Annotated in this window: 22 protein-coding genes; 12 read left to right on the forward strand and 10 right to left on the reverse strand. The window is 67.0% G+C overall.

Annotated elements, in window-relative coordinates:
• Window positions 1–32 precede the first annotated feature (32 nt).
• Together V9F06_02030 and V9F06_02035 are read right to left on the reverse strand one after the other, a co-directional pair.
• Entirely contained in the window at window positions 33–1,235 is a 1,203-nt protein-coding gene (locus tag V9F06_02030) for an amidohydrolase (GenBank protein MEI2616403.1), read from the reverse strand.
• Window positions 1,153–1,455 carry a hypothetical protein gene (locus V9F06_02035; GenBank protein ID MEI2616404.1) on the reverse strand — a complete coding sequence of 101 codons (303 nt, stop codon included), beginning with the start codon at window positions 1,453–1,455 and terminating at the stop codon, window positions 1,153–1,155. The genes V9F06_02030 and V9F06_02035 overlap by 83 nt, the downstream gene beginning before the upstream one ends.
• Window positions 1,456–1,632: 177 nt before the next feature.
• On the opposite strand from V9F06_02035, the gene fgd reads away from it, so the two are divergent.
• Window positions 1,633–2,637 (forward strand): glucose-6-phosphate dehydrogenase (coenzyme-F420), encoded by a 1,005-nt coding sequence (gene fgd, locus V9F06_02040; protein ID MEI2616405.1) that lies wholly within the window; start codon window positions 1,633–1,635, stop codon window positions 2,635–2,637.
• Window positions 2,638–2,743: 106 nt separating this feature from the next.
• Here the strand turns inward: fgd and V9F06_02045 are convergent, their stop codons facing one another.
• Complete coding sequence (locus V9F06_02045; GenBank protein MEI2616406.1) at window positions 2,744–4,192, reverse strand: serine hydrolase domain-containing protein; 1,449 nt, start codon at window positions 4,190–4,192, stop codon at window positions 2,744–2,746.
• A gap of 192 nt (window positions 4,193–4,384) precedes the next feature.
• On the opposite strand from V9F06_02045, the gene malQ reads away from it, so the two are divergent.
• Together malQ and queC are read left to right on the forward strand one after the other, a co-directional pair.
• Window positions 4,385–5,929 carry a 4-alpha-glucanotransferase gene (gene malQ, locus V9F06_02050; GenBank protein ID MEI2616407.1) on the forward strand — a complete coding sequence of 515 codons (1,545 nt, stop codon included), beginning with the start codon at window positions 4,385–4,387 and terminating at the stop codon, window positions 5,927–5,929.
• Window positions 5,929–6,621, forward strand: coding sequence for a 7-cyano-7-deazaguanine synthase QueC (gene queC, locus V9F06_02055; GenBank protein ID MEI2616408.1), 693 nt, complete (start codon window positions 5,929–5,931; stop codon window positions 6,619–6,621). The genes malQ and queC overlap by 1 nt, the downstream gene beginning before the upstream one ends.
• A 38-nt stretch (window positions 6,622–6,659) precedes the next feature.
• Here the strand turns inward: queC and V9F06_02060 are convergent, their stop codons facing one another.
• From V9F06_02060 to V9F06_02070, 3 genes are all read right to left on the reverse strand, one after another.
• Window positions 6,660–7,796 (reverse strand): pyridoxal phosphate-dependent aminotransferase, encoded by a 1,137-nt coding sequence (locus tag V9F06_02060; protein ID MEI2616409.1) that lies wholly within the window; start codon window positions 7,794–7,796, stop codon window positions 6,660–6,662.
• A gap of 13 nt (window positions 7,797–7,809) precedes the next feature.
• Entirely contained in the window at window positions 7,810–8,919 is a 1,110-nt protein-coding gene (locus V9F06_02065; protein MEI2616410.1) for a pyridoxal phosphate-dependent aminotransferase, read from the reverse strand.
• A 128-nt stretch (window positions 8,920–9,047) separates the two neighbouring features.
• Window positions 9,048–9,206, reverse strand: coding sequence for a hypothetical protein (locus V9F06_02070; protein MEI2616411.1), 159 nt, complete (start codon window positions 9,204–9,206; stop codon window positions 9,048–9,050).
• A gap of 205 nt (window positions 9,207–9,411) precedes the next feature.
• On the opposite strand from V9F06_02070, the gene V9F06_02075 reads away from it, so the two are divergent.
• The 3 genes from V9F06_02075 to V9F06_02085 are packed head-to-tail and all read left to right on the forward strand — an operon-like array spanning window position 9,412 to window position 10,889.
• Entirely contained in the window at window positions 9,412–10,053 is a 642-nt protein-coding gene (locus tag V9F06_02075) for a DUF952 domain-containing protein (GenBank protein MEI2616412.1), read from the forward strand.
• A gap of 2 nt (window positions 10,054–10,055) precedes the next feature.
• The gene (locus V9F06_02080) at window positions 10,056–10,589 is read left to right on the forward strand and encodes a DinB family protein (protein MEI2616413.1); all 534 of its coding nucleotides are present in this window, start codon (window positions 10,056–10,058) and stop codon (window positions 10,587–10,589) included.
• A gap of 51 nt (window positions 10,590–10,640) precedes the next feature.
• Window positions 10,641–10,889: a hypothetical protein gene (locus tag V9F06_02085; protein MEI2616414.1), complete on the forward strand. Its 249-nt coding sequence runs from the start codon at window positions 10,641–10,643 to the stop codon at window positions 10,887–10,889.
• A gap of 4 nt (window positions 10,890–10,893) precedes the next feature.
• Here V9F06_02085 and V9F06_02090 read toward each other — a convergent pair whose 3' ends face one another.
• Window positions 10,894–11,235 carry a zinc ribbon domain-containing protein gene (locus V9F06_02090; GenBank protein ID MEI2616415.1) on the reverse strand — a complete coding sequence of 114 codons (342 nt, stop codon included), beginning with the start codon at window positions 11,233–11,235 and terminating at the stop codon, window positions 10,894–10,896.
• 71 nt (window positions 11,236–11,306) lie between these two features.
• Between V9F06_02090 and rsmI the strand changes: the two genes are divergently transcribed.
• The 3 genes from rsmI to tgt are packed head-to-tail and all read left to right on the forward strand — an operon-like array spanning window position 11,307 to window position 14,078.
• Complete coding sequence (rsmI, locus tag V9F06_02095) at window positions 11,307–12,179, forward strand: 16S rRNA (cytidine(1402)-2'-O)-methyltransferase (GenBank protein ID MEI2616416.1); 873 nt, start codon at window positions 11,307–11,309, stop codon at window positions 12,177–12,179.
• Window positions 12,172–12,990: a hypothetical protein gene (locus V9F06_02100; protein ID MEI2616417.1), complete on the forward strand. Its 819-nt coding sequence runs from the start codon at window positions 12,172–12,174 to the stop codon at window positions 12,988–12,990. The genes rsmI and V9F06_02100 overlap by 8 nt, the downstream gene beginning before the upstream one ends.
• Window positions 12,990–14,078 (forward strand): tRNA guanosine(34) transglycosylase Tgt, encoded by a 1,089-nt coding sequence (gene tgt / locus V9F06_02105; GenBank protein ID MEI2616418.1) that lies wholly within the window; start codon window positions 12,990–12,992, stop codon window positions 14,076–14,078. The genes V9F06_02100 and tgt overlap by 1 nt, the downstream gene beginning before the upstream one ends.
• 95 nt (window positions 14,079–14,173) lie before the next feature.
• Here the strand turns inward: tgt and V9F06_02110 are convergent, their stop codons facing one another.
• A complete protein-coding gene (locus V9F06_02110) occupies window positions 14,174–14,353 on the reverse strand; it encodes a hypothetical protein (GenBank protein MEI2616419.1) in 180 nt (59 codons plus the stop codon).
• Between the two features lie 233 nt (window positions 14,354–14,586).
• Between V9F06_02110 and V9F06_02115 the strand changes: the two genes are divergently transcribed.
• Window positions 14,587–15,414 (forward strand): PIG-L deacetylase family protein, encoded by an 828-nt coding sequence (locus V9F06_02115; GenBank protein ID MEI2616420.1) that lies wholly within the window; start codon window positions 14,587–14,589, stop codon window positions 15,412–15,414.
• Between the two features lie 174 nt (window positions 15,415–15,588).
• Complete coding sequence (locus V9F06_02120; GenBank protein MEI2616421.1) at window positions 15,589–16,335, forward strand: PIG-L family deacetylase; 747 nt, start codon at window positions 15,589–15,591, stop codon at window positions 16,333–16,335.
• 78 nt (window positions 16,336–16,413) lie between these two features.
• Here V9F06_02120 and V9F06_02125 read toward each other — a convergent pair whose 3' ends face one another.
• Together V9F06_02125 and V9F06_02130 are read right to left on the reverse strand one after the other, a co-directional pair.
• Entirely contained in the window at window positions 16,414–17,277 is an 864-nt protein-coding gene (locus V9F06_02125; protein ID MEI2616422.1) for a hypothetical protein, read from the reverse strand.
• Window positions 17,278–17,663: 386 nt separating this feature from the next.
• Entirely contained in the window at window positions 17,664–19,178 is a 1,515-nt protein-coding gene (locus V9F06_02130) for a GMC family oxidoreductase (protein MEI2616423.1), read from the reverse strand.
• A gap of 90 nt (window positions 19,179–19,268) precedes the next feature.
• Between V9F06_02130 and V9F06_02135 the strand changes: the two genes are divergently transcribed.
• Window positions 19,269–21,251: a transketolase C-terminal domain-containing protein gene (locus tag V9F06_02135; GenBank protein ID MEI2616424.1), complete on the forward strand. Its 1,983-nt coding sequence runs from the start codon at window positions 19,269–19,271 to the stop codon at window positions 21,249–21,251.
• Window positions 21,252–21,312: the final 61 nt, after the last annotated feature.

Raw genomic sequence — 21,312 nt, forward strand, 5'->3', positions numbered from 1 at the left:
GAGAGGGGGGCGGGCGACTGCCTGGAGGTTGGTTACGCTCGTGGCTTCTGCGGGGCGGGGGGCATGACGCCCGCGGGGATCGGGGTCTTGTAGGGCCGGTCGGTCGTGCGCTCCTTGAATTCGGCCTGCGCCTTCGCCAGCTCGTCCGGGTTGGTGTAGAGCTCGGCGGCGGTGATCGCCATCGCCTTGGCGGCGTGGATCATCCCCTTGTGGCCGATCGACATCGCGCCGGTCGCGGTGATACCCCAGCTGTGGCCGGGGATCCCGATCGGCCAGCAGGTGGAGTGGACCTGCACCGTCGGCGTGATCCAGCTGACGTCGCCGACGTCGGTCGAGCCAGCGCCGACCTTGCCCTCGTCGAGCGGGCTGACGATCTCGGTGTGGAGCGGCTTGGCCAGCATGCTCAGTGGCTGCTCCATCGACCGCATAGATGCCTCGCGTGTGCCGGCCGGGAAGCCATCGATGATCGTCTGAGCGAACTGCTGCTCTTCCTCGGTGAACTCCAGCGGCCCCAGCTCGCGCATCAGGCCCAGCGCCAGCTCGGCCAGCGCCCGGTTCGGCAGCACGTTGTATGCGCCGGCCTGGAAGTCTTCCTCGTAGCTCGTCTCGGTCATCAGCGTCGCGCCCTCGGCGATCTTGCGCACCCGCGCGGTGATCTCCTCGACCTGGTCGCGCTCTGGTGCGCGGACGAAGTACCAGACCTCAGCCTCATCCGGCACGACGTTCGGCGCGCCGCCGCCGTTGGTGATGACGTAGTGGATGCGCGCCTTCTCGATGACGTGCTCGCGCAGGTAGTTGACGCCGTTGTTCATCAGCTCGACCGCGTCCAGCGCCGAACGGCCCTGCTCCGGCTGGGCGGCGGCGTGCGCCGTCTTGCCGTGGAAGCGGAAGCGCAGGTTGTCAACCGCCAGCGAGCTGCCGAGCGAGACGGTCGTCGTGCCCCATGGGTGCCAGGTGATCGCGGCGTCGAGGTCGTCGTACGCGCCCGAGCGGGCCATGTAGACCTTGCCGGTGATCGTCTCCTCGGCCGGGCAGCCGTAGTAGCGCACCGTGCCGGACTGGCCGGTCTCCTTCAGCCACGCCTTGATCGCCATCGCCGAGGCCATCGCCGCGGTGCCGAGCAGGTTGTGGCCGCAGCCGTGGCCGGGGGCCTCAGCGACGACCGGGTCCTTGGTCGCCTGCGACTTCTGCGAGAGCCCCGGCAGGGCGTCGTATTCGCCCAGGAAGCCGATGATCGGCGACCCTTCGCCCGCACTCGGCGCTGAACGCCGTCGGCTGGTCGCCGACATTGCGGGTGATGCGGAAGCCATCGGCCTCCATCGTCTGCGCCTGTAGATCGCAGGCGAACGACTCGGCCATCGCGACCTCGGGTCGCTCCCAGATCTGGTCGGAGACGTCGGTGAACTGCTCCTGCCGCTCGTCGATCCAGTCGCCGAGCTCACGTTTTGCTGCCATTGTGTTCCTCCCTGTGGTCCAATCCATACGCGGCGGCACGATAGCACAGTCAGCGTAGGTGTCCAGCGGGAATCTGCAGCCCGTCGTGCCGGTTGGCATGTGCAGCGCGGGCGATTCGTCGTACCCTGTCGGACGGCACACGCTGCTCGCTGCGGAAGATGGGAGAGTGAAGACACGATGCTCAAGCTTGGATGGAAGGCCTCGGCCGAGCAATTCGGCCCGCGCGAGCTCCTCGACTTTGCCGTGATCGCCGAGGAGGTCGGGTTCGACTCAGTCATCGTCAGCGATCATTTCCAGCCGTGGCGGCACACCCACGGCCATTCGCCGTTCTCGTTCGCCTGGCTGGCGGCAGTCGCCGAGCGCACCAGCACTGTCCAGCTCGGCACCAGCGTGGTGACGCCGACCTTCCGCTACCATCCGTCGATCGTCGCGCAGGCGATGGGCACGCTCGGCTGCCTCGCGCCTGGCCGCGTTTTCCTTGGCGTCGGCACCGGCGAGTCGCTGAACGAGATCCCGGCGATCGGCGCTGACTGGCCCGAGTTCAAGGAGCGCTTCGCCCGCTTGCGCGAGGCAGTCGAGCTGATGAAGCGGCTGTGGACCGAGGATCGGGTGACGTTTGAGGGGGAGTACTACCAGACTGAGAAGGCGACGATCTACGACAAGCCGGACCAGCCGGCGCCGCTCTATGTCGCGGCCGGCGGCCCACTGGTCGCCCGCTATGCCGGCCGGGCTGCCGATGGGTTCATCTGCACCAGCGGCAAGGGGGAGTCACTCTACCGCGACAAGCTGGTCCCGGCCGTCCGGGAGGGCGAGGAGAAGGCCGGCAAAGCGCCGGGCAGCGTCGACATGATGATCGAGATGAAGGTCTCCTACGACCACGATCTCGAACGCGCCCGCCAGGACACCCATCACTGGGCCGCGCTGGCGCTGTCGTCGGATGAGAAGACGGGCGTCGAGGACCCGATCGAGATGGAGCGCCTGGCCGACGCGCTGCCGATCGAGCGCACCGCCTCGCGCTGGATCGTCTCCGACAACCCCGAGGCGCAGATCGAGCAGATCAAGCCCTACCTCGACCTGGGCTTCACGCACCTCGTCTTCCACGCCCCCGGCCCCGACCAGGAGCGCTTCATGCGCCAGTATGCCGAGGATGTCCTGCCCCGTCTCCGGGAGATCGCGGGGTAAGGGACGGGGGACGGGGGACGGGGGACGGGCGCGAAACGATCGGTTCGCGTGGAACAGGCGGAGAGCGCCCGCCCGGCGTGCGCCGGATAACGAGTGACCCCGCCTCTTATCCCCTCATCCCTAACCCCCCGTCCCTACGTACCGCCCGTAACGTTCGACCGTCCTGGTGGAGCAGGAGGGCGACGGCGCGGCCGTCCTCGATGACCTGTTCGACGCGGGTGGCGAGGACCTCGGAAGCCCATGCGCGGGCATCCTGGCGGATGAGGCGCATAGGAGGCTGGCCCTGCGGGGCGAGGTAGAGGTCGCCGTAGCGCACCAGCGCGATCAGCTTGAATCCGGACGGCAGCACCCATGTGCCGTCCAGATCGCGGCGTGGCGGGTCGACGACCTCGACGGGCGGATGTTCCGGCGCGGCGGTCTGCCATCCGTGCGCGGTCTGGACCGCATCGATGACCTCGTCGATCAGCCGGTCCGCGCCGCTGTGTGAGTCGGTATTGACCATGACCGCGACGGCGCGGCCGGCCGCTGGCCAGCCGTAGAGCTGGGCCGTGAATCCCGCGTCCGAGCCGCTGTGGCCGAAGCGCGGCGCGTCGGTGTCGTCGTTGACGAACAGGCCGAGCGCGACGAACGTGTCGAGATCCCCGGCCGGCGCAAACGTCGGCAGGATCGGCGTCAGCATCTGCCGCGCCATCTCCTGCGAGATGATCGCTCCCGCCTCCCCCTGCCAGGCGCGGATGATCCCCAGCGCGAAGCGTGCCAGGTCGGATGCGGTCGACCAGAGCCCGGCGGCCGCCATCTCCGGGTAGGTGTGCCAGCCGCCGGGAATCGGCGCGCCCCCGGAGCGGTGGCCCGTCGCGGCCTGCGAGTGGAGTCGCTCCGACAGAGGCTGCTCGTAGGTGCTGTCGTGCATGCCGAGTGGGTCGAGCACCAGCTCGCGCATCAGCGCGGCAAACGGCGTGCCGGTGACATCCTCCAGCACCTGCTGGACGATCGTCGTGCCGCCTCCCGAGTAGCGGAACTGCGTGCCGGGGACGATCGTGACGCGGACCGGATCGGTATTGGCTGGCAGCTCGCCGTCGAGGATCTGTGCCGTCGTTGGCAGCCCGCGGCCGGCCGGATAGCCGGGGAAGCCGTGGACCGTCAGCCCGGCTGAGTGGCTGAGCAGCTGGCGCAGGGTCAGCTCCGGCTGCCAGTCGCCGATCGGCGGCATCTTCCACGAGCGCAGGTAGCTGTTGATGTCGGTGTTGAGCGCGAGGACGCCTTGCTCGACGAGCCGCAGGACGCCGAGCGCCGCGACCGGCTTGCTGATCGAGCCGGCCAGGAAGCGCGTCTCGCTGGTCACCGGGTCGGGTTCGCCGGCCTGGCGGACGCCGTATCCCTTTGCCCAGGCAAGCTCTCCGCTCTCGACCACTGCGACCGACGCACCCGGCGTGTCGAGCCGCGCCATCCGATCGGCAAGGGTCGACTCACGGTCGGGGATGGCCGGCGTCCCGCCGCGGACCACCAGCCGCTGCTCGACCTGCCGCACTCGCGCCTCGAGTTCATCCCTTGCCACGCCACGCCCCTTCCACGAGCCAATCGCCTCGAGACGATACACCACGCGAGTGATCGAGATATGCGGTCAGACCTGATCGAGCTCGCTTTCGCCGGGATGGATGTATGAGTCTTTGATTCCCTCTACCTGTCGTGGCCCGAAATCGGCACAATACCTGCGACGGACTGGCCCGGTCGATGAAGGGATGCGACGGTGACACTGGGCGACTATGGAAGCGATGGCGCCGCGCGGAGGCCGCCCCTGCGGCATGCTGGCATCCTGCTGCACCCGACCAGCCTGCCCGGCCCCGGTGGGGTCGGCGATCTCGGCGATGCCGCGGAGAGCTTCGTCGACTGGCTGGCCGCTGCCGGCCAGACACGCTGGCAGATCCTGCCGCTGGGTCCGACCGGGATGGGCAACTCGCCATACTCGGCGTTCTCCGCCTTCGCCGGCAACCCCGACCTCGTCTCCCTCGACCGGCTCGTCTCCGATGGGCTGCTCTCGCCCGGCGACCGGCGCGCGGCCGCCGAATCTCGCGACGCAGACGCCACCCGGAAGCTACGGGATTCCGCGCTGCGGCTGGCTGCCGAGCGCTTCTTCGCCGGCCAGGGGCAGCAGCTGCGTCCCGCCTTCGACGCGTTTCGTCGCGAGCAGGCCGGCTGGCTGGACGATTTCTGCCTGTTTATGGCGATCCGTGTGGAGCAGGGGCAGACGGGCTGGATCGATTGGCCCGCGCCGCTCCGGCTGCGCGAGCCGGCTGCGCTTGCCGCGGCCCGGGAGCGGCTGGCCGCCGAGATCGACGCCGTCGCCTTCGCTCAGTTCGCGTTCGACCGGCAGTGGGCCGCGCTGCGACGCTACGCCAACCAGCGAGGCGTGCTGATCTTCGGCGATATCCCGATCTTCGTCGCCTACGATAGCGCCGACGTCTGGGCCAATCGCGCGCAGTTCCAGCTCGACTCCGGGGGGCGGCGCACACAGGTTGCCGGAGTGCCGCCGGATTACTTCAGCGCGACCGGGCAACTCTGGGGCAACCCGCTCTACGACTGGGAGCGGATGCGCGAGAACGGCTTCCGCTGGTGGATTGAGCGGTTTCGCGCCGTCTACCGGCTGGTCGACATTGCCCGGATCGACCACTTCCGTGGCTTCGCCGCCTACTGGTCGATCCCTGCCACCGCCCCAACAGCGATCGAGGGCGCCTGGCGACCGGGCCCGGGGATCGCCCTGTTCGACGCTGTCCGGCAGGCCCTCGCCCCGGACGACGCGCTGCCGATCGTCGCCGAAGACCTCGGGCTGATCACGCCGGACGTGGACGCCTTGCGGCATGCTGCCGGCTTTCCCGGCATGAGCGTCCTCCAGTTCGCCTTCGGCTCCGGCGCGGACAACCTCTACCTCCCGCACAACCTCCCGCGCGACACGGTCGTCTATAGCGGCACCCACGACAACGACACGACCATCGGCTGGTACCTTACGGCGGATGAGCGGGCGCGCGACCACGTCCGGCGCTACCTCGGGGTCAGCGGCGACGAAATCGCCTGGGACCTCATCCGCGCAGCATGGCGCTCGGTCGCGGAGACAGCCATCGTCCCGCTACAGGACGTGTTGTCGCTCGGCAGCGAAGCGCGGATGAACGTGCCGGGGCGGGCCGAGGGAAACTGGGGCTGGCAGATGGCGCCCGACGCGCTCGACCCGGATCTCGCTGTCCAGCTCCGCAATCTGACTGTGCTCTACGGCCGGCAGGGAACCTGGGAGGATGCATGATGGATGAACGGCGCGCGATTGTCCTGCTTTCGGGCGGGCTGGATTCGGCTACCTGCCTGGCAATCGCGAAGGTGGAGGGATTCACCCCCTACGCGCTTTCCTTCCGCTACGGTCAGCGTCATGAGGCGGAGCTGGAGGCGGCGCGGCGCGTGGCCGAGTCGCTGGGCGCGGCCGGGCATGTCGTCGTCGATATCGACCTGCGCACCTTCGGCGGCTCGGCCCTCACAGCCGACATCGACGTGCCGAAGGGTCGTGACATCGGCGAAGTGGGCCATGATATCCCGATCACCTACGTCCCGGCCCGCAACACCATCTTCCTCTCCTTCGCGCTGGCCTGGGCCGAGGTGCTGGGCTCGTCCGACATCTATATCGGCGTCAACGCGCTGGACTACTCGGGCTACCCCGACTGCCGGCCGGAATACATCCGTGCCTACGAGGAGATGGCCAACCTGGCGACGAAGGCCGGTGTCGAGGGAGAGCAGCGCCTGACGATCCATACGCCGCTGATGGACCTCACGAAGGCCGGCATCATCCTGCGCGGCGTCGAGCTGGGCGTCGACTATGGCCTGACCGTCTCCTGCTACGACCCGACCCCCGACGGCGCCCCCTGCGGCCAGTGCGACGCCTGCCTGCTGCGCGCCCGCGGCTTCACCGAGGCCGAGCTATCCGACCCTGCGCTGGCGGGGCGATAGGTAGACTCCCGGTTACCCAGGCAGGGGATGTTTGCCGATCAACCCGCGCGCCGATGCCGCTCAATAACCTTGGCCATCCGCGTGGCGACTTCGCGTAGAGCGGACTCGGGCTGGAGGATGGTGAGGCGGATCCAGTCGTCCCAGCCAGTGCCGAAGCCTGCGCCGGGCAGGACGAGGACGTCCTCCTCGTCGAGCAGGTGATAGGAGAGCTGGGTCGCGGTCAGGCCGGTGCTGGTGACGTTGGCCCAGATGTAGAGCCCGCCGCGTGGCCGGCCATAGCCGATCCCCATCCGGTCCAGCTCGGCCATCATCATCCTGCGCCGGGCGTCGTAGATCCGGCGCATCTCCTCGACGCACTCCTGCGGGCCGTCGAGCGCGGCGGCTGCGGCCCACTGGGAGACGGTCGGCGCCTGGACGTTGACCATCTCCTTTAGCGCCGTCGCGGCGCGGATGAAGCTGGCCGGCGCGGCGAGATAGCCGATCCGCCAGCCGGTCATCGCGTACGTCTTCGAGACGCCGTTGAGGGTGATCGTCCGCTCGGCCATGCCGGGCAGCGAGGCGACGCTGACGTGGAGGGCATCATCGTAGATGAACTTCTCGTAGATCTCGTCGGCGATGACGATCAGGTCTCGCTCGACAGCGAGCGCGGCCAGTCCGCGAACCCACTCCGGCGGGGTGACTCCGGCGGTCGGGTTATTCGGCGAGATCAGCAACAGCACCTTCGTCCGCGGGGTGATTCGTCTCGCGACCTCGTCCGGATCGAGCGCAAAGTCGTCCTCGACGCGCGTCGGGACGAGGATCATCCGACCGCCGGCCAGCGCGATCGCCTCGTCGTAGGACGTGTAGCGTGGGTCGGGGACGATGATCTCGTCGCCCGGCTCGATCAGCGCCTGGATGAGCAGGAAGAGCGCCTCCTGCCCGCCGGTCGTCACCAGCACCTCGGTGTCGGGGTCGGCCACAATGCCGTTATCGCGAGCCAGCTTGCGGGCGATCGCCGCCCGTAGCTCCGGCAGGCCGGTCGTGGCGGTGGGACCGGTCCGACCGGCGCGGATCGCCTCGGCCGCGGCGGCGACGATGTGCGGCGGGGTTGGCAGGTCGGGGTCGCCGAGGCCGAGCGAGATCGCGTTCGGCTTCTGCCCCGCCAGCTCGAACAGGTCGAAGATATTGACCGACACCCAGTCTCCTCCCTCAGCCGCAGGTGTTGTGGAACGCGGCCAGCCGCGCGATTCCCTCGCGCAGCGCATCGACGTCAGCGTCCAGCCGGATGCGCGTGTAGCCGCGCGCGGTCGGCCCCCATGCCGACCCTGGCCCGACAATTACCCCGGCGGATTGCCGGATCATCGCCGCGGCCTGCCGGTCGTCGGGGTGGATCAGCCGGGTGTCGAGCAGCAGCGGCGGCCAGGCATCTGGCGGGATTGCCGGGATGCCGGCCGCGTCGAGCGCGGTGGTCGCCTCGTCGCGGATGGCCAGGAAATGGGCGCGGCGACTGGCCAGCCAGTCGTTCGGCCCCTCCAGCGCGGCGAGCGCGGCGAACTGTGACGCGGTGCTGGTGCAGATCGACATCGCCTGCTTGAGCTCCTGCATTCGGGCGCGCTGGTCGAGCGGGGTGGTGAAGTAGCCAGCCCGCCAGCCGGCCATCCCCCAGGCGTGCGAGAACGAACCTGCCGTCATCACACGCGCGCCGATTTCCGCATCGGCGAATGGCATCCCGGCCGGATCGAATGCGCTCCACGCCAGCGAGCGATCGATGATAACCGCCATCTCGCGATCCAGCGCAGCAGCGGCGAGACGTTCGATTGTCCCATGCGGCAGTGTGATTCCGCTGGCCGGCGACGGATTGCCGGCCAGCAGCACGCTCGCCATCGTTCCGGCCGGGATCTCGCCCCCAGCGGGGATCCACTCGACCCGCCCACCCATAAACACGAGCATCCGAGCGACGTTCGGCGCGATGGCGCCGGCCACCAGCACGCCGGTCCCGGGTGTAACGACTGACTGAAGCAGGATGTAGAGCGCCTCCGAGCCGCCGTTGGTGACGACAACCGCGTCGGGCTGGGCCGGATACCCCTCGATGGTCGACTGCTCTGCGATCTTCTCGCGGAGTGGCAGGATGCCCTGGCGATCGGTGTAGTGTGTCTCTCCACGCTCGAGCGCCGCGATGGCAGCGGATTGGACGTGCTCTGCCGGGCCATCGGGGCCAGCAACGGTCAGGTCGATCGCGCCGGCCGGCCCGGACATCTCGCTCACACCGAGCAGCTCCCGAGCGCGTCCCGCAATCCTCTGGCCGATCTGATCGTTCATGCTCGTCCTCCAGCGCATTGACTCACCGGCACGATGGTATCAGCGTTGGGCGCGCGACGACGAACCGCCTCCCCGTCAGGGAGGCGGTTCGTCGATGAGAAGATGTCGATTGAAAGGCTTCGCGCGGGCTAGATGCTGTGGAGAACGTGGATGAGCATCCAGCCGAAGACGGCGATCATGATGACGATCAGAAATGGTAGCAGCAGCCCGACGACCGACTCAGGATTCCAGCCGGTGCCATAGATCCCCACCCGAGCCTTGAGACGATCCCGCATCTCGATCAGCATCCTGTGCACCCCCTGGTCGATACGCCCGCAAACGCATACGCGAAGAGCCGGGGGAGTGAACCCCCACCCATTGTGCCGCTCATTCTAGCATGCTGCGACGGCGCTGATGGAACCCGCGCCTGCCGGCCGAACGCCTGATAAGGCAATTTGGGAAAAGGGTATTGACAACTGGTCACAGACCCGATAGAGTAGGTGTACGGTCCCGATGAGTTACGTCGGAATCGACGCAGCGGAGACGATCGATTCGTCGGTTGTTGAAGTATCGCTCAGAACCACGGCAAACCGAGTCGCATTGATGACATATCAGCTTCGGCTGTGTCTCGATAGCGAAGACGAGGCGGCGGGGACGGGCAGCACCGGAGGCTTCGGCCCGGGTGCAGGCTCAGATCAGATCGAAGCATGGCCGGGAGACTGGTCGAGCGGAGAGAGATCAAAGGCCGGGATAGCGTCGAAACCAGAGGCTCGTCGGGGCCTTTCCTTTTGCCTGCCGTTCTGTCGGGAGCAGCCGATGACCAACCTGGCCTACCACCTTGTTGCCGAGAATTGGTACAAGCGGCAGCCGGCTGACAAGCCCTACCTCCCACAGGCATACCCGCTCGACGGCTTCGTCCACCTGACCCACGGCGAGCACGAGGTGGTCGAGGTCGGCAACCGGTACTACACCGGCGATTCCCGTCCGTACCTCCTGCTGACTATCGACCTCGACCGGGTCACGTCCGAGGTGCGCTACGACGACCCCGACCGCCGCTACCCGCACGTCTACGGCCCGATCGACCGCGAGGCGATCCTGGCAGTGCGGGAGGTCTACCGCGGCCCGATGGGCTTGTTCCTGGCGATCGTCGGCTGACGATGCCGAGCCTGACGATGCCGGCCATCTTGCTCGTTACCGCCTGGGACGACCTGGACTGGGCTATCGCCGACGTGTCCGCCGACGATATGCTGCGGCAGATCGACGGAACCAGCTGCTTTGCCTGGACGCTCGCGCACGTCACCTTTCAGGTCGATTCGTGGATCAATCGTCGCTTCCAGCACCTGCCGCTGGATCCGCTGCTGAGTAGTCCGCGCTTCGGTATTGGCGGTGACGGCGGGGCCGACGACTGGCCAGCGATCCGCGATGCCATCTCCAGCGTGCGCGATCGCCTGCGGCCGTACTTGCTGTCCCTCGACGAGGCGGGCCTCGATCTGACGCTGCAGTACGATGGCAGCTATAAGCCGTTCCGCGAGACTGGCATCAACCTCCGCATCGCGATCGTCCAGTGCGCAATTCATCATGTGTTCCACCTCGGTGAGATCGTCGCCAAGCGCGAGCTGATTGGCTACGACACTGGCGCCTTCCCCGGCGCGTTCGGCGCGGCACTGGTGGGCGCGCACTACCAGCGCTAACGATCGTCGATGCGATAGCATCGACGAGGCAAGCGGAGAGCGGAGTGGCGCGTGAGTGGACAGCTGATTATCGGTGTGTTGTTCCTGGTGGTGTACGTGCCATTGGTCGTCTGGCTCTATGGCCGGCGTGGAAGGTGGACGGCGGCATCCGGCTGGCTGTTGCTGATGGGCGGCGCGTTGCTGGTGCTCGGTGGCGAGGGCGATGCGTTTCCCTGGGCCGGGTTGTTGTGGACAGGCGTAGCCACGTTCGGTGTATTGCTATTGGCGATGGACAGAGTTGCGCTTCGCAAGCGCCGCTAGCAGGCTAGAGGATCGAGCCGACGCCGGCCCAGAGCAGCCAGCAGAGACAGCAACCAACCAGCAGAACGATTGCGGCGATTATCAGGCAGGTCCGGTTTCCTCCACGGACGACCTTCACCCGCCCACTGCTGAATGTCGTCGTCTGCGCGTGGCCCTGCCAGCCGGCGTGCGCCGCCTGCGACTCCTCAACCGGCTCTGGCTCACCGCTCGTCACATCGATGACCTGCCCCGGCCCGCCGAGCCATGCTCCGCAAGAGCGACAATGGACATCCTGTGCGGTGTTCGACGTTCCGCAGTTTGGACATGTGACCGTGCCGGCCAGGTTACGTTCGTCTTGGTCGTCCACTGTTCCGTCCTCTCCGCCGTTTCGTGGGCAACAATACTACTGACTGAGATGAACGAACGAGACGAGGCAGTGTGAGACACGAAGAATCGGGGACAGGGACGCTCTACCTCGTCGCGCTGCCGATCGGTAATCTGCAGGACATCACCATGCGGGCTGTCGATGTCCTCCGCGCGGTCGACCTGATTGCCGCCGAGGACACCCGCGACTTCCGCGCGATCGCGCGAGCGCACGATATCGCCACGCGTGTTGTCTCCTACCACGACTTCAACGAGCAGGCGCGCGCTCCGGAGCTGGCCGGTCGGCTGCTGGCCGGCGAGAACATCGCGCTCGTGTCTGACGCTGGCACGCCGCTGGTGAACGACCCTGGCTTCCGGATCGTTGGCGCGGCGATTGAGGCTGGCGTGCCGGTGACCAGTATCCCCGGCCCGAGCGCGGTAACGACGGCGCTGGCGGCGGCCGGCCTGCCGGTCGCGCCGTTCGTCTTCCTCGGCTTCCCACCGCGCACCAGTGGCAAGCGCCGAACGTTCTTCTCCCCCTGGCTGCGAACCCCCGCGACGATCGTCTTCTTCGAGGCGCCGCACCGGTTGATCGATACGCTGGAGGATCTGCTCGTTGCTGGTGGCGATCGGCCTGCCTGCCTGGCTCGCAACCTGACGAAGCCTCACGAGCGCTACCAACGGGGGACACTGGCCAGTCTGCTGGCCGATCTGCGCGCAGAAGGGGACGTTCGCGGCGAGACGACGGTCGTCGTCGGCGGCGGGGAACCCGGCGCTGGGGAGGACGAGCAGGCCGAAGGCGCTGCCGATGCGGCCGCCGCGATGCTGGCGCAGGGGCTCGACTCGAAGACAATCCTCGACCGGTTGATCCGCGAGCACGGGCTGAAGCGCCGAGCAGCCTACGACCTCATCCTGCGCACCCGGAGCGAGGGAGTGTCCGGTGAGTGAGATCCGGCTGGATGATGTCCTGGCGCGGGTCGCAGTCTCCCGACGCTACCGGCACGTCTCCGATGAGGTTGTCCGGCGGCTGGCGACGGAAGAGATCGTCAAGTCGCACAACCTGGCCGATGCCGAGAAGCGGACGAAACGTCGCCTGCACCAGATATTCGGCGCATATACCGGCCAGCCGGACTATCCGCAGCGCCTGCTGGCCCTGGCCCGCGCGATCGATGGCGGCGACGCGGAGTCCGTCCGCGAGGTCTGCCGTCTGGCAATGGCCGGTCACGTCTCGACGCGTGAACGGCTGCCGATCCTCGATCGCTTCTACGCGGAGCTGCTCGCGGTCACCGGTGTTCCGTCGGTCGTGTGCGATATCGCCTGCGGCCTGAATCCGCTCGCTGTGCCGTGGATGGGATTGCCAGCCGGCGCGCGCTACGTAGCCTGCGACATCGACAGCCAGCTCGTCGGCTTCGTCGCGGCGGCGCTCGATCTGTTCGGCATTGACGCGCAGGTTGAGCTGCGGGATGTCGTGACGTTGCCACCAGCCTGCGACGCGGATATTGCGCTGCTGCTGAAATCCGTGCCCTGCCTCGACCAGCAGGGTGCTGGCGTGGCAGCGCGCGCGCTGGCCGGGCTGCGGGCGCGACACATCGTCGTATCCTTCCCCGTCCAGTCGATCGGCGGGCGGGAGAAAGGCATGGAGCGCACCTACCGGGCGCGCTTCGCGACGCTGATCGATGAGCTGGGCTGGCAGGAGCGGCGGGTTCAGGAGCTGTCAATATCGGGCGAGCTGGTCATTGTGATCGAGGGGGAACGCTGATGGCCGAGGCGCGCGCGACGCTGACGACCCGGCGGGGCGAGATCGCCATGCCAGCCTTCCTGCCGGACGCGACTCGCGCCGTCGTGCGTGGTGTTACGTCGTCTGACCTTGTCGAGGTCGGCACTCCGGCGCTCGTCGTCAACGCCTTCCACCTGCTGCGCCGTCCCGGCGTGCGGGTGGTCCAGGCGCACGGCGGCATCCATGCCTTCATGGGTTGGGATCGGCCGGTGCTGAGCGATTCCGGTGGCTTCCAGGTCTACTCGCTGATCCGACAGAACCCTGACTATGGCGTCATCCGCGCCAACGAGGTGATCTTCCGCGAGCCCGATACCGGCGAGAAGTGGACGCTGACCCCCGAGCGGGTGATCCAGATCCAGTTTCAGCTTGGCTCGGACATCGTCGTCTGCCTCGACGACTGCACTGACGTCGGCGCCGGGCTGGACGAGCAGGAGCGCGCAGTCGAGCGGACCATCCGCTGGGCGCGGCGCTGTCGCGAGGAGTACGACCGGCTGGCCGGCCAGATGAAGCGCGAGCAGCCGCCGCTGATCTTCGCCGTCGTTCAGGGCGGCGGTAGCGAAGCATTGCGTCGAGCCTGCGCCCAAGCCCTGGTCGAGATCGGGTTCGATGGCTTCGGGTTCGGCGGCTGGCCGCTGGACGCCGACGGCGCGCTCCTGACCGACGTGCTCGGCTGGGTGGCCGATGCGCTGCCGCCGGATGCGCCCAAGCACGCGCTCGGCATCGGCAGCCCGGCGCACGTCGTCACCGCCCGCGCGCTCGGCTACACGACGTTCGACTCCAGCTTCCCGACCCGCGATGCGCGACATAACCGGCTCTACGTCTTCCAGCCCGACTTTCCCGAGCGCGCCCCGCGACCAGGCGAGCGCTTCTACCGCACGCTCTACATCCTCGACGCCGACTATCGCGCCGACCGCGAGCCGGTCGACCCGGGCTGCGATTGCCCGCTCTGCCGGACATACTCGCGCGCCTACCTTCACCACCTGTTCAAGATCGGCGACGCGGCCGGCGAGCGGCTGGCGACTCTCCATAACCTGCGCTTCTACGCGCGTCTGCTGGCGGCGCTGCCGTAGGCAGCCTCGTCATGCAGTTGCTCGACCTCGTCGGGCTTCCAGCGAAGCGGCAGGCGTTGGCCTTCCCCGGCGCGCCGATGGTCGCCCAGTAGCGGTCAGGCAGGCGCGCCATCGCGGGCGTAGCACCACCTGACGAACTCCAGATAGCGGCATTCCTGAACGCTGCAGATGTGTTCAACAGATGCATACCGCTCGCGCAGCCTGATCAGTCGCCCGATCTGCTCTGGCGTGAAGCCCTGCACGATCAGGTCGGCGACCGTGATTGTGGTTGCCATCGTCTTACTCCTTGTCGCCTGCAACGCCATGCCTCACTCGTTTCCCGTCATCCTCGCGATCACGCGGTGGTGACATTCACAGCATGCTCTGGCCACCGCGCTCACGCATCCGTTGATGTACGCAATCCCGATCTGTGGCACGGAATACGTAGTGTGACGGGGATAGTGAGATGTCCCGGAATGCGGGGTAAGATCAAGTGTTTGAAATCACGAAGGGGAGGTAGTAGCTGAACATGACCGACGAAGAGCAACAGATGGGGCTGTCCGAGGACGCCGAGCGGGTTGACGGGCAGTCCGAGATAGATCTCAGCACGAAGGCGCTTGCGCCGACTCGGCCAGAAGAGATGCCGAAGCGAGCGTTGGTGATCGTCGCCCATCCGGACGACGCCGAGTTTTCCTGCGGCGCAACGGCCGCGAAGTGGTCGCGCGATGGCTGGGACGTGCGCTATGTGATCGTGACCGACGCATCCGGCGGTGGCGATGATAATGCGACCGACGTTGGCCCCGAGGCGCGCAAGGCGATCTCCGACCGGCGCAAGGCGGAGCAGCGTGAGGCGGCGCGGGTCGCTGGCGTTGCCGGGGTGGATTTCCTCGACCAGCGCGACGGCACGATCGAGCCGACGCTGGCGCTCCGGCGCGAGATCGTGCGCTGCATCCGGCGACACAAGCCGTCGATCATCGTCTGCCCCAGCCCGGAGTATCGCTGGGATCCGTTCTACATCGGCCGGCACCATCCCGATCACCTTGCTGTCGGACAGGCAGTGATCGCCGCGATCTATCCCTCCGCTCGTAATGCCTGGGATTTCCCCGAGCTGCTGGAGGAGGGGCTGCTGCCCCACCGGGTCAAGGAGCTCTGGGTTGTCGGCGCGCCGAACACGAACCACTTCGTCAACGTGTCCGAGACGGTCGATGTCAAGATCGAGGCGCTGCGCGCCCACGATAGCCAGCTCGGCGCGCATTTCGACGAAGTCGCAAAGAACGTTCGCTCTGGCCTGCAGCTCAACGGCTCGAAATACGGCGTCTCAGCGGCCGAGGAGTTCTATCGGGCTGGCGTGGGGTGACCCCTCCCCCGCCCTCCCCTGTGAAGGGAGGGAGAGACGGGGAAGGAACGCGTCATCTCCCGGGGTTGAGAAAGCCCCTCCCTTCCTAGGAGACGGAGAAACGAGGGATGAACGCGTCGGCGCTGAGATTGAGAAAGCCCCTCCCTTCGCAGGGGAGGGGTTGGGGAGGGGTCCGTGACCATCGAAATCCCACGACCAACGCAGGATCCTGAGGCGCTAGAGCGTGTGCTTGGGGCACGTCGCGTGCTATTCGTCGGCGCGCACCCCGACGATCCCGACGCAGCGGCTGCCGGGACGGTGGCGCGGCTGGTCGACGCCGGCGCGCGTATTCACTATCTCGTCGTTACCTCTGGCGATAAAGGCGTGCCGAAGGAGGAGCTGATCGATCCGCGCCACTTCATCGAGCGGCGCGAAGCAGAGCAGCGCGCCTCGGCGGCACATCTCGGTGTCGAGGAGGTTGTCTTCCTGCGTCAGCGTGATGGCGAGGTGTTTGACACACTTGAGCTGCGCGAGAAGATCGTCCGCGAGATTCGCCGCCTCCAGGCCGATCTCGTTATCACCCACGACCCGCTCACCCGCATGCTGCGCCAGCATCCGGACCATCGCGCGGTCGGCTTCGCGACGCTGGCTGCAGTGTTCCCGTCCTGCCGTATCGCCAGCTTCTTCCCCGAGCACCAGGCCGAAGGGCTGTCGTCGCTCGATGTCCACATGTTGCTGCTCGTCGGGGGTGATGAGCCGAACCTGTGGGTCGATATCGCGCCGACGTTCGAGCGGAAGGTCGAAGCGTTGATGCTTCACGAAAGCCAACGCGGGGCGTTCGTCGGCGGTGTTCGTGGCCGAATGGAGACGCGCGCCCGCCGAGAGGGCGCTCTGGTCGGGCTGGATCTGGCCGAGGCGTTCACCTGGGCGTGGCTGGAGTAGCCGTCGCCGGCCTCAGACACAAAAACAGCCCGATCCTTTCGGACCGGGCTGCGTCGCGGGTTGGGTGTGAAGGATTCGCTATGCGGGCGCCTTCGGGCCTCTGGCGGCCTCCGGGCGCATCCCCGTGACTCCTTCGCCCTGGATGAGCGATCCGGCCTTCCACGGAGCGCCGAGGGTTGGGAGCAGGTAGCGGTCGAGACCGAAGTAGCCTGCGACCTTCCAGCCGAGGACCAGGAAGACTGTGATGCCGAACATCACCGGGTTGCTGCTGACTGTGCCGGCCATCATGAAGCTGAAGTTGAGCAGTGTGCCGAAGAAGGCGGCGATGCCTACCACTGCGCCGACGATCAGTCCGAGCCCGATCAGGAACTCGCCAACTGCGATCAGCTTGGCAAACCAGGTGTACCACTCGTTATTCAGCATATAGGTCAGGAGGTTGTGGTACCAGTCGTAGGTGCCGGCTCGTGAGGCGACCGCGCCTTCGGGGATCGCCGTCGCGCCCTTCCAGAAGCCCTTCAGCGCAGTGCCGCCGTCCATCCAGGCGCTCGATCGGACCTTGTGCTCGCCGGCAGTCAACCACTCGTAGCCGATGAAGAAGCGTAGTGGCAGCCAGAGAACCGCGAAGTAGACGTTGCCGAGCAGCAGCCGCCAACTCTTCGGATCCTCGGTCTGGCCTTCGGTCTTCGTGGTTACCGGAGCGATGTCGACACCCGACTCCGGGATTCGCTGCGCCTGCACGACGCCGGCGACGATGATCAGGGCCAGGAACAGATAGGTGAAGATCGTCATGTTGGTGAAGTAGTTGGTGGCAGTCTCACCCGACCCGATCTTCATCGAGAACAGGTGTCCGAGCCTGAACATACCGTCTGCGAATGCCCAGTTCAGGAAAAGGAAGAGTAGAGCCGAAAAGGCTGTCAGGATGTACATTCGTTGGCGCGTCATCACTTGAGTACCCCCTTGATGCGCATGATCGTCGTTCTCGCGTCTGTTTTCGTCTGGTTCACCCGAACCCGCTTTTCCCCCGTGCGATCCTTGCACCTCCCATTAGTCAGGCCTGGTGGGGACTCCGTTGTCCTCACCGATTGTGCGTCTGTCTCGATTGGTAACGTTCCTCGGGGCTTCGATCGTGTGCTTGCCAGTCCGTCCCCGTCGATCTGTATGGGACAACCATAGTCGTCGGGTATCGCCAAAGTCGTAACAGAGATCGGCCTGGGCGTGTAGATTCCGTGACAATTCGGAAAAACCGCCGAGGAGTGATCTGGCCGGCCCGTGTCATTGACCGGCCGGTTCGATCACCCCTGGACATCAATGGACGCGTCTGTTGAGGCTTATTGGGCGATGGTTGAAGCGAGGTGCTCGGCCAGCATCGCGGCCGGAAGGTTGGTGTTGGCCCGCATGACTCGTGGGAAGATCGACGCGTCACAGACCCAGAGATTATCCAGCCCGTGGACGCGGCCATCTGGCCCGACGACGGCGAGTGGATCGTCGGCGCTGCCCATCCGGCAGCTACCAGCGGGGTGGTAGTAGATGCCGACCGCGGCACGGACGAACTCGACGATCTCCTCGCGAGAGAGTGTCTCCAGCGAGGGGCCGAAGCTCCCGCTGAATGGCGCGGTCGCCAGCAGCCCGGCGGCCAGCTCGACACCGTCGGCCAGAACGTCGAGATCGTGATCGTCAGGGTCGGAGAGGAATCCATGGTCGATGACCGGCGCGTCCTTGGGGTTCGTCGAGGCGAGCGTGACCGAGCCATGCGACCAGGGCTCGACGCAGGCGACGCAGACCATGCAGTCCCAGATCCCGGTCGCCGGCGACCGACCCGAGACGGCGTAGAGATGCAGGTCGAACGCCTCGGCGCAGCGGCTGCTGCGCGTCTTGACCAGCGTCTGTTCGTCGGGCAACCATCCGCGCGAGCTTGCGTCCGTCATCCGCGTCTGCAGCGAATCCGATCGATCCAGCCGCAGATTGACGGCAGGGTGATCGGCGAGCGCTTGCCCAACCCCCGCGAGTGGATGCGTTACCGCGATCCCGAGCCGTTCCAGCTCGTCGGTCGGGCCGATACCCGATCGCAGCAGGACGGCCGGAGATCCGTAGGCGCCGGCCGACAGCACGATCCGCCGGGCCGCGATCCGGACTGACGTGTCGTCGATCAGCGCGTCGACCGCGACGGCGCGGCCGTTCTCCATGACAACCCGATCGACGAGGCAGTCACCAACGACGCGCAGGTTCGGCCGCTCGCGGACCGGATCGAGGTAGGCGAGCGCGGTGTTCCAGCGCATACCATCGACGATATTGACTGGCGACGCGCCGACACCGACATTCTCGTCTGGATTGTCGAGGTCGTCGGTCCAGGGGATGCCGTGGGCGATGCAGCCATCGACAAAGACCCGTTGCCAGGGTGTGATCTCGTTGTCGGCGACGGAGCGGACGCGGAGCTGCCGCTTCGCGCGCTCGAATGCGGGTGTCACCGACGCCCAGTCCCACCCGGGCGCGCCGAGCCCCGGCCATGCGTCGTAGTCGGCGCGGGCGCCGGACAGCGCGACGCAACCGTTGTGGGACGAGCAGCCGCCGATGATCCTCGCCCGGTCGTAGCCAGTTGGCTGGGTGTGCGAGGGGTGAGCCATGCCATAGTAGGCCCACTGGTGGCTACGGCAGATCTCGATGGCGTTCAAGGCGTCGGCCGGCCAGCGCCCAGCCGCGAGCGGGCCGTAGTCCGGCCCGGCCTCCAGCAGCACGACCTGCAGGTCCGTGTCTCGCGCGATGATCCCGGCCAGCGCCGCCCCAGCCGTCCCGCCGCCACAGATCAGGATGTCGATATCGCTGGGGATGGAGTGCGTGCCTGCCATGGTGTACCTCGCTCGTTTCGTTCGTCCCGACCGTCGGAGCATCATAATAAAGGAACATGGCATCGCAGCGAGAGAGCGGAGGAGGCGGACATGCCAGAGTCGACGATCGAGAGATCAGATCGCGAGCAACTTCTCGCCGTTCTGGCCGACCGGGCGAAGTTCGTGCGGACCGAGACGCTGCGGCTGATCGCGATCGCGAAGAGCGGGCACTATACCAGCGTCTTCTCCTGCGCCGAGATCTTCGCGGCGCTCTATTACCACACGCTCCGCATCCGGCCCGACGCGCCGCAGTGGGAGAATCGCGACCGCCTCGTGCTGGGCAAGGGCCACGTCGCGGTCGGGCAATATCCGCTGCTGGCCGATCTCGGCTACTTCGAGCCGTCGTTGCTCGACACCTACACCCGCGTCGGCAGCGCTTTCGGCGATCACCCGGACATGAAGCTGATCCCCGGCGCGGACTTCTCGTCCGGCTCGCTGGGCCACAACCTCTCCGTCTCGGCCGGCATGGCGCTGGCCGGCCGGATGGATGGGCTGGACTACCGCGTCTTCTGCCTGCTGGGTGATGGCGAGATGAACGAGGGCCAGAACTACGAGGCGATGATGGCGGCCGGCAACTTCCAGCTCTCCAACCTCGTCGCCATCGTCGACCGCAACCAGATGTCGCTGGACGGCTTCACCGAGGAGGTCATGCCGATCGAGCCGCTGGCCGACAAGTTCCGCGCCTTCAACTGGGAGGTCTGGGAGATTGACGGCCACGACCTCGGCGCGTTGGTCGACACGTTCGACGCGCTCGATCAGCGGACCGACCCGCGACCGCTCTGCATCATTGCCCACACGCGCAAGGGTTACGGCCTGTCGTTCATGGATCTCTCGCGCGAGTGGCACCTCGGGCTGTTGCTGGGGGAGGACTACGACCGGGCGATGGCTGAGCTGGTCGGCGATGAACCGGCCCCGGCCTACGGGAGTTACTCCGAGTGGGCGCGCGAGCACCGCGCCGAGCGCTCGACCATTGCGCGCGCCAAGCCGGCCACCGAGCGCTCCAGTGTCACAGCGCCCGTCTCGATCGTCACGCCACCCACCGCTGCGCCACCAACCGAACTACACGACAAGCGGTCCTGGAGCCTGACGACCTCGGCGAGCCAGACGACGGAGGCCGTCTCCGGTCGGGTACTGGCGGGTCTGGCGGGCCAGCACCCTGAGATCGTTGGTTTGACCGCCGACCTGAAATACTCGAATCGGCTCAGCGACTTCGCCGAGGAGTGGCCGGAGCGTTTCGTCAATGTCGGCATCGCCGAGCAGAACATGGTCTCGCTTGCGGCCGGCATGGCCGCCGCGGGCAAGATGCCGTTCGTTGGCACCTTCGCCGCGTTCGTTGCGCTGCTCTGCGCGGAGCACATCCGCACCGACCTTGCCTACAACAACCTGCCGGTGCGCATCCTGGCCCACCATGCCGGGATCACGATGGGCTACTACGGGACCAACCACCACGCGCTGGAGGATCTGTCGATCACCAGGACGATGGCGAATCTGACCGTCTTCTGCCCGGCTGACGCGCCGTCGATCCGGGCCGGCATCGAAGCGTCGCTCGACTGGCCGGGGCCGATCTACTTCCGGCTGGGCCGCGGCCGCGAGCCGGTCGTCTATCACGATGGCCTGCCGGACTTCGCTTTCGGCAAGGCGATCACCTACCGCGACGGTTCCGACCTGACCGTGATCACCAACGGGTTGACGATGGCGGCGGCGGTTGCCGCAGTCGAGACGCTGGCCGGCGAAGGACTCGACTGCCGGCTGATCGACCTGCACACGGTGCGGCCGCTGGACCGCGATGCGATCGCCCGGGCGGCGCGCGAGACGGGCCGGATCATCACCGTCGAGGAGCACAACATCACCGGCGGTATCGGCTCGGCGGTGGCTGAGGTACTGGCTGAGGAGGGCATCGCTATCCCGTTCAAGCGTCACGGTATCTACGACGAGTTCGCAGTGATCGGCCCGCCGGCCGCCCTCTACGCCCACTACCGCCTTGACGCCCCCGGCATTGCCGAGGTCGTCCGTGAGTGGCTTGCCATCATCTGACGCCAGTGCCGGCGGGTTTCCGGCGGCGAATGTCACGAAGTTGAGATGCTGGAGGATCGGG

This window comes from Thermomicrobiales bacterium (assembly GCA_037045155.1).
GTDB lineage: Bacteria > Chloroflexota > Chloroflexia > Thermomicrobiales > CFX8 > JAMLIA01.